Source organism: Bradyrhizobium sp. USDA 4452, from assembly GCF_054063575.1.
Window position 1 is genome coordinate 7,904,225 of record NZ_JBSSGK010000001.1, and the last position, 12,244, is coordinate 7,916,468.

General features: G+C 65.5%; 10 protein-coding genes. 7 read left to right on the forward strand and 3 right to left on the reverse strand.

Going from position 1 to position 12,244, the window contains the following annotated elements; translation table 11 throughout:
* The first annotated feature begins 76 nt into the window (after positions 1–76).
* Complete coding sequence (locus ACVISU_RS37305; RefSeq protein ID WP_456710290.1) at positions 77–2,086, forward strand: SPFH domain-containing protein; 2,010 nt, start codon at positions 77–79, stop codon at positions 2,084–2,086.
* A gap of 259 nt (positions 2,087–2,345) precedes the next feature.
* Here the strand turns inward: ACVISU_RS37305 and ACVISU_RS37310 are convergent, their stop codons facing one another.
* Complete coding sequence (locus ACVISU_RS37310; RefSeq protein WP_456710291.1) at positions 2,346–3,956, reverse strand: ABC transporter substrate-binding protein; 1,611 nt, start codon at positions 3,954–3,956, stop codon at positions 2,346–2,348.
* Between the two features lie 361 nt (positions 3,957–4,317).
* Here ACVISU_RS37310 and ACVISU_RS37315 point away from each other — a divergent pair, with 361 nt between their 5' ends.
* From ACVISU_RS37315 to coaA, 4 genes are all read left to right on the forward strand, one after another.
* Entirely contained in the window at positions 4,318–5,178 is an 861-nt protein-coding gene (locus ACVISU_RS37315; RefSeq protein WP_456710980.1) for an FAD binding domain-containing protein, read from the forward strand.
* A gap of 4 nt (positions 5,179–5,182) precedes the next feature.
* Complete coding sequence (locus ACVISU_RS37320) at positions 5,183–5,665, forward strand: (2Fe-2S)-binding protein (RefSeq protein ID WP_050402855.1); 483 nt, start codon at positions 5,183–5,185, stop codon at positions 5,663–5,665.
* Positions 5,662–7,920, forward strand: coding sequence for a xanthine dehydrogenase family protein molybdopterin-binding subunit (locus ACVISU_RS37325; RefSeq protein ID WP_456710292.1), 2,259 nt, complete (start codon positions 5,662–5,664; stop codon positions 7,918–7,920). The genes ACVISU_RS37320 and ACVISU_RS37325 overlap by 4 nt, the downstream gene beginning before the upstream one ends.
* Positions 7,921–8,008: 88 nt before the next feature.
* Positions 8,009–8,971, forward strand: coding sequence for a type I pantothenate kinase (gene coaA, locus ACVISU_RS37330; RefSeq protein WP_456710293.1), 963 nt, complete (start codon positions 8,009–8,011; stop codon positions 8,969–8,971).
* Between the two features lie 40 nt (positions 8,972–9,011).
* Here the strand turns inward: coaA and ACVISU_RS37335 are convergent, their stop codons facing one another.
* On the reverse strand, positions 9,012–9,956 hold the full coding sequence (locus tag ACVISU_RS37335; RefSeq protein ID WP_456710294.1) for an ornithine cyclodeaminase family protein: 945 nt from the start codon (positions 9,954–9,956) through the stop codon (positions 9,012–9,014).
* Between the two features lie 155 nt (positions 9,957–10,111).
* Between ACVISU_RS37335 and ACVISU_RS37340 the strand changes: the two genes are divergently transcribed.
* Positions 10,112–10,852 (forward strand): bestrophin-like domain, encoded by a 741-nt coding sequence (locus tag ACVISU_RS37340; protein WP_456710295.1) that lies wholly within the window; start codon positions 10,112–10,114, stop codon positions 10,850–10,852.
* A gap of 144 nt (positions 10,853–10,996) precedes the next feature.
* Entirely contained in the window at positions 10,997–11,383 is a 387-nt protein-coding gene (locus ACVISU_RS37345; protein ID WP_456710296.1) for a COG4315 family predicted lipoprotein, read from the forward strand.
* Positions 11,384–11,481: 98 nt separating this feature from the next.
* Here the strand turns inward: ACVISU_RS37345 and ACVISU_RS37350 are convergent, their stop codons facing one another.
* Positions 11,482–12,063 carry an HdeD family acid-resistance protein gene (locus ACVISU_RS37350; protein WP_063695610.1) on the reverse strand — a complete coding sequence of 194 codons (582 nt, stop codon included), beginning with the start codon at positions 12,061–12,063 and terminating at the stop codon, positions 11,482–11,484.
* Positions 12,064–12,244 lie beyond the last annotated feature (181 nt).

Here is a 12,244-nt window from a genome sequence, read left to right on the forward strand (position 1 = left end):
ACCACATCTCCGCACCGCAATTCTTGGATGAGGTTTGGTTCCCAAACCGCCCAGTTGCGAATTGTGGAGATGGACTATGGACTTCCTCGGTTTTCTTAATGGTTCAGGTTTAACCCAGCCTGCCATTTGGATCGCTGCTGCGGTCGCATGTGTGATCCTGCTGCGTATATCGAACGTATTTCGCTACATTCCGAACAATCAGGTCGGCATCGTCGAGAAGCTGTGGGCGATCAAGGGCTCGATCGACGACGGCTTCATCGCGCTGAACGGCGAGGCCGGCTACGAGCCCGAGGTGCTGCGCGGTGGCCTGCACGTGATGTTTCCCTTCATGTACCGGATCCACCGCTCGGACCTCGTGACCGTCGGCCAGGGCAAGATCGCCTATGTGTTCGCGCGCGACGGTGCGGCGCTGGAGCCGTCGCAGGTGCTCGGCGCCAACGACACCGAAGACAAGTCGGATTTCCAGGACGCGCGCCGCTTCCTGCTCGGCGGCGGCCAGAAGGGCCCGCAGCGCAAGATCCTGCGCGAAGGCACCTATGCGATTAACACCACGCAGTTCGCCGTCATCACCGACGAGCGCGTCTACGGTCATGCGCTGAGCGAGCGGGAACGCGGCGTGCTCGAGGGCATGCAGCTCACCATCACCGAGCGCTGGGGCTTTGCGCCGGTGGTGCTGGCGGCCGATCACGATCTGGTCGGCATCGTCACCGTGCATGACGGCCCGTCGCTGCCTCCCGGCGAGATCATCGCGCCCGAAGTCGGCATCGAACTGCGCGACGCGGCGACCTTTCACAACAATTTCCAGGAGCCCGAGAAATTCCTGAGCGCCGGCGGCTATCGCGGCCGTCAGCTCCAGGTCATCGTCGAGGGCACCTGGTACATCAACCGCCTGTTCGCGACCGTCGAGGCGGTGCCGAAGACGGTGATCCCGGTCGGCAATGTCGGCGTCGTGATCTTCTACACCGGTCCGCGCACCGACGACGTCTCGGGCGAGCAGTATCGCCATGGCGAGCTGGTGCTGAACGGCAGCCGCGGCGTCTGGAAGGACCCGCTGTTGCCCGGCAAATACGCGTTCAACACTTATGCCGGCAAGATCGAGGTGATCCCGACCGTCAACTTCATCCTGAAATGGATGCGCGGCGAGGTCGGCGCGATGAAGCTCGACGAGAACCTGTCGGAAATCTCGCTGATCACCAAGGACGCGTTCGAGCCGACGCTGCCGCTCTCGGTGGTGATGCATATCGACTACAAGAAGGCGCCGATGATCATTCAGCGCTTCGGCGACGTGAAAAAGCTGGTCGAGCAGACGCTCGACCCGATGGTCAGCGCGTTCTTCAAGAATATCGCGCAGAAGATGACGCTGATCGAGCTGCTGCAGAACCGCGCCGCAATCCAGGAGGAAGCGGCCCACGACATGAAGGCGAGGTTCGAGAGCTATTCGCTCGACCTACAGGAGGTGTTGATCGGCACGCCGCGCGCGGCCGTAGGTGACCACACCATCGAGAACATCCTGATCCAGCTCCGCTCGCGCCAGATCGCGCGCGAGCAGGTCGAGACCTATCAGGAGCAGGAGAAGGCCGCGGTGCAGGAGCGCGCACTGAACGAAGCCAAGGCGACGGCCGCGGCGCAGACCGCGCTGACGCAATCGCTGATCCAGGTCAGGGTCAATGAGAACGAGGGCGCGGCGGCGCTCGCCCGCGCGCAGAAGGATGCCGAGACCCGCAAGGTCACGGCGGCCGCTGTCGGCGAGCAGTCGCGGCTGGAAGGCCAGGGCGAGGCCGACCGGGTGCTGGCGGTCGGTACCGCCAATGCGCAGGCGACCAAGCTGTCGGTCGATGCCTATGGCGGGCCGGAATACCGGCTTGCCGAGCAGAACTTCGCAAAGTTCGCCGATGCGCTGACGCGGATCAATCAGCCGCTGGTGCCGCAATTCCTGATGTCGGGCGGGCAGGGGCAGGAGGGCAACAGCGCCGGCCTGATCCCGACCGCGATGCTGAGCTCGATGTTCGGGCAGATGATGCCCGGCGCATTGGAGAAGCTGAGGGACGAGGCACCGAAAGCCGCGCGCCGGACCAACGGCCAGTGAGGTGGCGACTCGGGCTAAGTCGAATACCGGAAAGTGCGCTCCCTCTCCCGCTTGCGGGGGAGGGCATTTGCATAAATTCGGAATATTAGAAGTCTACAGGTGAGTTGCCCGACGTGTCAAGTTGCGACCGTCGGCTACTTTGCATGGGGTTGTTTTCGAGTTTTTTGGCAGCGCGCAGCGGGACGGCCCGGGGTAGGGCTTTCTCCGCGAGCTGCGTTGTGGAGAAAGCCGATCAACTTGCCTGGGTCGCCGCAGCGGCTCATTCCGTCTTGTCGACGTTCCAGAACACCGGCGGTGCCGGGCCTTCCAGCACCCCTGTGAGCGATTTGCGCCAGGCGCTCGGCAGGCGGAACTGGCCGAGCGGGACATAGATCACCTGCTCGTAGGCTTGCTTCTGGATCTCCACCGCGAGCTTCTTCTGGTCCTCAGGCGAGGTGGCGCGCGCGTAGGCGTCGCGCATCTGTTCGAGCTTGGCGTCCTCGGGCCAGCCGAACCAGGCCCGCTTGCCGTTGGCGGCGATCTGGTTGTTGACGATCGGGTTCATCACTTCGGTCGCGCCGGTGAAAGTGAAAAACAGGTTCCAGCCGCCTTCCTTGGGCGGCTTCTGGCTGGCGCGGCGGCTCACCACGGTCTGCCAGTCCGTCACCTGCGCGTCGACGTTGAAACCGGCCGCGCGCAACAGCTGCGCTGCGACGGTCGGCGGCCCCTTCAGCGTCTGCACGTCGCCGGGGATCATGATCACGACGGGCGTGCCGTCATAGCCTGAGGCGGCCAGCGCCTTCTTGGCCTCGGCCATGCCGTTGCCCTTGATCAGGGTCTCCGCGCCGGTGTCGCTGGCGAGCGGCGTGTCGCAGGCGAAATACGAGCCGCAGATCTCGTAATATTTGGCGTTGCCGACGGTGGCGTCGAGCACGTCCTTCTGATTCATCGCCAGGAATGCCGCGCGGCGGATCTTGGGATTGTCGAACGGCGGGTGCAGGAAGTTCATCCGGCCCTCGATCTGGAAACCGAACTTGTTCAGCACGCCGACGGTGAGATCGGAATTGGCTTCGAGCACCGGCACCAGGTCGATCGAGGGTTGTTCCAGAAAATCGATGTCGCCGGATTGCAGCGCGTTGATCGCGGTCTGCGCGTCGGGCATCGTGATCCATTCGACGCGATCGACCTTCGCGACCTTGCCGCCGGCCAGCCAATCCGGCTTTTCCTTGCGCGGCACGTAGTCGGCATTGCGCTCATAGACCGCCTTCACGCCGGGCTGGAATTCCGCGGCGACGAACTTGAACGGCCCGCTGCCGATCTGCTCTGCAATCTGCTTGCCGGCCGGCGTCTCGGCGAGGCGCTTCGGCATCATGAAGGCGACGTAGGAGGAGGGCTTTGCCAGCGACTCCAGCACCAGGCCGTACGGCTCGTTGAGCTTGAGCACCATCGTCTTCGGTCCGCTCGCTTCGAGCGAAGCGGTGAATTCGGCGAGCTTCTGCGCCATGCCGTCGACGACGGTCCAGCGCTTCAGCGAGGCGATGCAGTCCTCGGCCGTGACCGGCGTGCCGTCGTGCCATTTCAGGCCGTCGCGCAGCGTGAAAGTGTAGGTCAGCTTGTCGTCCGAGATCGTCCAGTCCGCCATCTGCGGCCGGACCTTGAAGCTTGAATCGATGCCGAGCAGCGTATCGTAGACCATGTAGCCATGGTCGCGGGTGATGTAGGCGGTGGTGAAACCGGGATCGATGATGCGCAGGTCCGAATGCATCACCGCCGAGATGGTCTTGCCTTTGCCTGCGGCGATGGCGTTCGATGAGAAGATAGCCGGGGCCGCGATCGCCGGCGGCACGCTGGCCGCGAGCTTGAGGAGCATTCTGCGCGAAACATCGACCATTCGCCGTCCCCCGATTTTGTCGTTGCGCCGGCCCGTAGGCCGCAGCGAGCCGCATGCTTCACCAATCCGTTACTGAATGCAAGCAAGCGCCGTGCCGCCAATCTCGGAATATCGGCGGCGACCTTCGCATGGACCGGCGACGTGAATGTTCGATGACCGCAGCCGCGGCGCGCGCCGCGTCCGGCACTGCGCAAGCGCGCATCCTGCATAGGAGCCTGCGCTTCCTGCCGCACCTCGCGGGCTGTTCGGACGGCGATCCGCCGTGTAGGCTTGTGCTCTGCCGGCCAGCAATAAGGCCATATCCCGCACATCCTGAGGGAACAAGCAGTCGAGGGAGACCAGAAGAACCGTCATGACCGATATCCGTTACGTAGCACCGCGCACGCTTGATGAAGCGATTGGCGCATTCGCTGCCGCCGGAAGTGCTGCCCGCATCATGGCAGGCGGCACTGATTTATTGGTGCAAATGCGCTCCGGCCTGGTGCGGCCGGGACTGATCGTCGACATCAAGAAGATCGGCGAGATGACCGAGATCACCGAAACCGCCGACGGCGGTTTCCGCGTCGGCGCTGCCGTCTCCGGGATGGAGCTCGCCGAGCATGGGCGCTTCGGCAAGGTGTGGCCGGGCGTGCTCGAAGCGGTGAACCTGATCGGCTCCAAGCAGGTGCAGGGCCGCGCCTCCGCCGGCGGCAATCTCTGCAACGGCTCGCCGGCCGGCGACAGCGTGCCGGCGATGATCGCGGCGGGCGCCGTCGTCACCGTGCAGGGCCCGAACGGCCGCCGCGAGCTCAAGGTCGAGGATGTGCCGGCCGGACCCGGCCGCACCAACCTCAAGCCGGGCGAGATCCTCGTCAGTTTTGCGCTCCCGCCGCGGCCCAAAGGCTCGGGCGATGCTTACTTGCGGATGATTCCGCGCACCGAGATGGATATCGCGGTGGTCGGCATCGGCGTCAGCCTGACCCTCAAGGACGGCGTCTGCACCGTGGCCCGTGTCGGCCTCGGCGCGGTGGCGCCGACCGCGCTGCTGGTGGCGCCGGCCGCGCAAGCGCTGGTTGGCTCGAAGCTCGACGACGCCGCGCTCGAGGCCGCCGCCGCCGCGTGCCGCGCCGCCTGTCGTCCGATCGACGACAAGCGCGGCACCATCGCTTACCGGACCAAGACTGCCGGCGTGCTGCTCAAGCGCACCGCCGCGATCGCCGCCCAGCGCGCGGGAGGACACTAGCACCATGGCGAAACTGCACGTCACCACCTCCGTCAACGGCGAGCCGGTCGAATTCCTGTGCGAGCCGTATGAGACCATGCTCGATGCGCTGCGCGGGCAATTGGGGCTCACCGGCTCCAAGGAAGGCTGCGCCACCGGCGATTGCGGCGCCTGCTCGATCACGCTCGACGGCCGGCTGGTCTGCTCCTGCCTGATGCTCGCGGCCGAGGCCGAGGGCCATGAGATCCGCACCATCGAGGGCATGGCCAAGGGCGGCGAGTTGCATCCCCTGCAGCAGAAATTCCTCGAGCACGCCGCACTCCAGTGCGGCATCTGCACCTCGGGCATGCTGGTCGCCTCCGAGGCGCTGCTCGCCAGAAATTCCAATCCGACCGAAGAGGAAGTCCGCTTCTGGCTCGCCGGCAATCTCTGCCGGTGTACCGGTTACGACAAGATCGTCCGCGCGGTGATGGAGACCGCTGCCGAAATGCGGGAGACTGCTCGATGAACGTCGTCAACAACAAATGGATCGGCCAGCGTACCATCAGGCCCGATGGCGTCGACAAGGTCACCGGCCGTGCGGCGTTCGCCGCCGACACCACCATGCCCGGCATGATCTGGGGCAAGGTACTGCGCAGCCCGCATCCGCATGCCCGCATCAAGTCGATCAACACCAAGAAGGCCGAGGCGCTGCCCGGCGTCAAGGCGGTGGTGACCTCGCGCGACATCGTCGACTTCAGAGTAGAGAAGGGCGCCGTGATGCTCGGCATCCAGGACATGCGCTGGATGTGCCGCAACGTGATGGCGCGCGACAAGGCGCTGTTTCCCGGCCATCCCGTCGCCGCCGTCGCCGCGACCACGGAGGCGATCGCGGCGGAAGCCTGCAAGCTGATCGAGGTCGACTACGAGGTGCTGCCCTGGGCGATCGAGATCGACGACGCACTCAAGCCCGACGCGCCGATCCTGCACGAGTTCAACAAATTCGACGGCAAGCCCTCGAACATCATGGGCCGGATCGAATCCAAGAAGGGTGACATCGCGCAGGGCTTCAAGGATGCGGATGTCGTGATCGAACGCTCCTTCACGACGCGTCCGGTGCACCAGGGCTATATCGAGCCGCATGCCTGCCTGATCTCGGTCGCGGCCGACGGCAAGACCACGATCTGGTCGTCGAGCCAGGGCCAGTTCATGGTACGCGCGATGACCTCGATGCTGACCGGCATCCCGCAGAGCGACATCCGCGCCATCCCCGCCGAGATCGGCGGCGGCTTCGGCGGCAAGACCATCGTCTATCTCGAGCCGCTCGCGACCTTGCTCGCCAAGAAGTCCGGCCGGCCGGTCAAGATGGTAATGACGCGCGAGGAGGTGATGCGCGCAACCGGTCCGACATCGGGCTCGAAGAGCACGGTGAAGATCGGCGCGAAGAAAGACGGCACCATCGTCGCCGCCCATGGCAGCTTCTATCTGCAGGCCGGCGCCTTCCCAGGCTCGCCGATCCGCGGCGCGGTCGGGTGCAGCTTCGCGCCCTACGACATTCCGCATGTGCTGTCGGAAGGTTTCGACGTCTGCTCCAACCGTTCCAAGGTCGCGGCCTATCGTGCGCCCGGCGCGCCGATCGGCGCCTATGCGGTGGAATGCGTGCTCGACGAGCTCGCAGAGGCGCTGAAGATGGATCCGCTGGCGCTGCGGCTGAAGAACGCGGCCAAGGAAGGCACCAAGGCGGCGCACGGCCCGGTGTTCCCGCGCATCGGCTATATCGAGACGCTGGAAGCGGCGAAGAACCACCCACACTACGCCGCGCCGCTCGGCAAATATCAGGGCAGGGGCGTTGCCTCCGGCTTCTGGTTCAACGCCGGCGGCGAATCCTCCGCGCAGGTCAACATCACCGAGGACGGCAACGTCGTGGTCACCACGGGGCATCCCGATATCGGCGGCTCGCGCGCCGGCATCGCCAACATCTGCGCCGAACTGCTCGGCATCGACTACAGGCGCGTCTCCGTCATCATCGGCGACACCCAGACGGTCGGCTTCTCCAATCTCACCGGCGGCAGCCGCGTGCTGTTTGCCTCCTCGATGGTGGTGACGCAGGCGGCCGACAAGGTGATCGCGACGTTGCGCGAGCGCGCCGCGAAGATCTGGGAGATCGACCCTGAGGCCGTGAAATGGGAGAACGGTGCCGCGCATCCCGTCAGTCCAAACGCCGGCCAGTTCGAGCCACTGACGCTCGCCGACCTTGCCGAGAAGGCGCCGTCGCAGGGCGGCCCGATCGGCGCCAGCGTGCAGCTCAACACGCAAGGCGCCGAGGGCGGCTTCGGCACGCACATCTGCGACGTCGAGGTCGATGTCGAACTCGGCATCGTCAGGGTGATCCGCTACACCGCTGTGCAGGATGTCGGCCGCGCCGTGCATCCGAGCTATGTCGAGGGTCAGCTGCAGGGCGGCGTCACGCAGGGCATCGGCTGGGCGCTGAACGAAGAGTACATCTACAACAAGGACGGCAAGGTCGATAACCCCGGCTTCCTCGACTACCGGATGCCGGTCTGTTCCGACCTGCCGATGCTCGATTGCGCGCTGGTCGAGGTGCCGAATCCGAAGCACCCGCAGGGCGTCAAGGGCGTCGGCGAGGTGCCACTGGTGCCGGTCATGGCCGCGGTCGCCAACGCCGTGCACGACGCGCTCGGCAAGCGCTTCTACAGCCTGCCGATGTCGCCGCCGAAGGTGTCGGCGGCGCTGGATGCACCGGCACAGCAGGCCGCGGAGTAGGGAATGCAGGGCGGGCTACGCTGACGCTAACCCGCCCTACGGTTCCGGCCATTGACGTCTCCGGCTTGACCTCGGCAAGATCGATCGGATGCATCAGGCTCGCCGTGAACGGATGAGAATGGCCCACCCCGACGAGCTGTCCGCCTACATGATCTTCGGCCGCGGAGATTGGGCGGCATTGCGCGCCGGCACCTCGCTGACCCTGTCGGACGCCGATCTCGCGGCGCTGCGCGGCCTGAACGGGCCGATCAATGCTGTCGAAGTGAGCGACATCTACCTGCCGCTGACGCGCCTCTTGAACCTGCATTTCTCGGCGGCGCGCAATCTGATGCAGGTCAAGGCGGAGTTTCTCGGCCGGCCGGCGCGCCGATCGCCCTACATCGTCGCGTTGGCCGGCAGCGTCGGCGTCGGCAAGAGCACCTTTGCCCGTGTGCTGTGTGCGCTGCTGGCCGGCTGGGCGGATCACCCGCGCGTTGAGCTGGTGACGACCGACGGCTTCCTGCATGCCAATGCAGTTCTGGAAGAACGCGGCCTGATGCGGCGCAAGGGCTTTCCCGAGAGCTACGATCTGCCGCGGATGCTGCGGTTTCTCGCCGCTGCCAAGGCGGGCGAAGCTGAGCTCGAACTGCCGGTCTATTCGCATCTGATCGGCGATATCGTGCCGTTGGAGCACCAGGTCATCCGGCAGCCGGACATCCTGGTGTTCGAGGGCCTCAACGTGTTGCTGGCGCGCGGCACGGCGCCGGTGGTGGTGTCGGATTTCTTCGACTTCTCGATCTACCTCGATGCCGATGAGGCCGACATCCAGTCCTGGTATGTCGAGCGTTTCCTCAGGCTGCAGGCGACCGCGTTCCGTAACCCCGCCTCCTATTTCCACCATTACAGGGACCTGCCGCCCGGCGACGCGCGCGAGGTCGCGGAGCGGCTGTGGCGCGAGCATCATCGCGCCAATCTCAGGGAGAACATCCTGCCGACGCGAACGCGCGCCGACGTCGTGCTGCGCAAGCGCGCCGACCATTCGATCGGAGAGGTCTGGCTGCGGGAGACGTAGAAAAGCGTAGGGCGGGTTACGCTGCGCTAACCCGCGGAGCTCACCTTAGCTCCTTCCCCAGCTGAGCAAGCACGGTCTCGCAGGTCATCAGATCGAGATGCCCGCCGCCGGCGTTCTTGAAGAAGGTGATGTCGCTAACCGAAAGCCGGCCGGCAACCTTGCCGGTCGCGAGGTCGTAGTGATCGCCGAGCACGTCGGTTTCTCTGATCGCGCCGCTCGCGATCGGCTGCAAAATGTCGCCGACGCCGTCGAAGGCGGATTCCCTTCGGTCGACGAAGATGCGCGCGCGCCGCGCCGCCTCGTCGTCGGACTCGCGAGTCTCGGGAGTGAAGCCGCCGACCAGATCGAGATGGGTGCCGGGCTTCAGGTTGGCGCCCTTCACCAGCGGCTCGCGCGAGCGGGTGCAGGTGGTGATGATGTCGGCCTCGCGCGTTGCGGTATCGAGATCGGTGACGACTTCAGCGGCGATGCGGTCGCCCTCCAGCAGCGTGGCGAGCTCCTGCGCGCGCTCGACCGTCCGGTTCCAGATCCGCACCCGCTTCAGAGACGGCCGCACCGAGCGATGGCCGCGCACCAGCCAGCGCGCCATCTCGCCGGCGCCGACCACCAGCAGCGTTTCGGCATCCGGCCGCGCCAGATGCTTGGCGCCGAGCGCGGAGTCCGCGGCTGTCTTCCAATGGGTGATCTCGGCGGCGTCCATCACCGCCAGCGGCCGTCCGTCATTGCCGTCGAACAGCACGCAGACCGCCTGCACGGCGGGCAGCTTGCCGTGCGCGAGGTTGCCCGGGAAGCTGGTGTACAGCTTGGTCATCATGAAGCGGCCGGCATCGACCGCGCTGCGGGTCACCAGCTGCTGCCCCCTGTCGTCGCCGAGATAGCTGTCGTGCACCGCGATCTTCGGCCGCCGGTGTGCGGCTTCGATCGCCTCGATCAGGATCGGAAAACTCAGGACGCGGTTGACCTCGCTGTCGTCGACAATATGCACGTGCTTCTCTCCTCGGGCGCCCTGGCGCGCCTACCGGAGCGCCAAGGCCGGTCCGGACTGGATAGCGCGTGGCAAGGGCCAGTCAACCGGGCATGCGCCGCCGCGCGGCACTTGCTATCCTGCGCACCTGATTCTCTCGCAGGTCCTTGCAAGCCGTGGTTGCAGTCGTCGTCGCCGTCCTGATCTTCATGCTGCTCGGCGGCGCCGCGCTTGCGACCATGGCGGTCCATGCCCGGCTCGGCGAGCATCACCGCAGCGACGAAACCAATACCTCGGTACGGCTGGTCGCGACCCTGTTCGTGACCATGCCGTCGCTGCTGCTCGGCCTGATGATGAACAATTCGGCCAACACCTATGCGGCCGTCGACCGCAACCTGCACGTCTTCGCGACCGACCTCATCCTGCTCGATCGCAGCCTGCGGCCGCTCGGCCCCAGCGCCGACGAGCCGCGCAAGCGGCTGCTCGCCTATGTCGAGCAGGCGCTCAAGGATGCCCCGATCTCGCGCGCTAACGAGGTGTCCGAGCATCTGCTCGACGAGGTCGGCAACAGTCTCCGCGAGCTGAAGTTCAACGACGAGCAGAAGATCGCGCTGTGGAACGACGCGCGCTCGGTCTATCGCCAGGCGGTGCAGCAGCGCTGGACCTTCGTCGAGCAGTCCGACGGGTCGTTCCCGTCACCGCTGATCTGCATCCTGGTCGGGTGGCTGACGCTGATGTTCGCCACGCTCGGCTTTCGCGCGCCGCGCAATGCGGTGGTGGTCTCGACCTATGTCGCCGCGGCGGCGCTGATCGCGGCCGCGATCTATCTGATCCTCGAAATGAGCACGCCGTTCTCCGGCCCGATCCAGCTCTCCGACCGCCCGCTGGTGCGCGCGGCCGAGGAGATCAGACGGTAGCTGCCGGTATCCGCACGCGCTCTCGGCTTTATTCCCCTCACGTCCGGCGCTCGGCCGAAAATTCTTCACGCGCCGCCAACGGAATACGGTGCGCCCTTCAGCGTCCTTACGCATGCAAGCCATCAGCATTCGAAAGGGAGACTCATGAAGACGACACTCGCACTCGCGCTCGCTACCGCCGCTTCGTTCGCGCTCGCATCCGCTGTCTTTGCCGCGCCGCCAACCAAGACCGGCACCACGGCGAAGGGCTCGGTCTTGACCGACACCAAGGGCATGACGCTCTACACCTTCGACAAGGACACTGAGGGCAAGTCGGCCTGCAACGGCCCGTGCGCGATGAATTGGCCGGTGCTGAAGGCGGAAGCCAGCGACAAGGCCGAAGGCGGCTACACCATCATCTCGCGCGACGATGGTTCGAAGCAGTGGGCCTACAAGGGCAAGCCGCTCTATACTTTCGCCAAGGACCAGAAGGCCGGCGACACCACAGGCGACGGTTTTCTCAACGGCGCCTGGCACCTCGCGCAGCCGTGAGATCAGCAGGGCGGTTAGCGCAAGCATAACCCGCCATCGTTCCGCCCGTGAGATTTGCGGCGGGTTACGCTGTCGCTAACCCGCTCCGGATTCGCGCCTCACGCGCGCTGCTTCAGCGCCATGCCCATGCTGATCCAGCTGACGCCGGCGCAGATCAGGTCGACGCTGAGGAAAATGCCGAGCACATACAGGCTCGACACCGGCCAGCGCGCCAGGATCATGGCCCCGAGCACCAGCGTGATCAGCCCGGAGATCGCGACCATTCCCCACGGCGCCGCCGAGTTCATGCCGAACGCCAGGAAGATGCGGACGATGCCGGAGACCACTAGCGCGATGCCGAGGAACAGCGTCAGCGTTGCGGCCGCGAGCAGCGGGTTCTCGAAGGTGATGAAGCCGGCAACGACATAGAGCGCGCCGAGCAGCAGCCAGAACAGGAACTTGCCCCACGTCTTGAACTGGAACGCATTGATGATTTCGGCAACGCCGGCGACGATCATCATGGCGCCGACGAACAGCACGCTGACGACGGTGGCGAAGAACACGCTGCCGAAGGCGAGCACGCCTGCGATCAGGTAGATCACGCCAAGGGCGACGATCCAGCCCCACTTCGCGCGAAGGTTGGCTAGCCCGGATCCGAGGCTGTGAGGAGGTGTGGCGGGTGAGCTGGACGCTGTGGACATCGATCGCTCCCGAATACGAGATCAAAGCATGCTACCATAGGTAACGGAGCCGACAAGGGCAGGTGCCCGACTGGCACCAAATGCATCCTGGCACCAAAGGCGCCGTGACACGTTGATCCAAGTCAACCGGTGTGTTGCCGCGCAGCATTCGTCGTTTAACGACGGCGCATCGGACGACGGA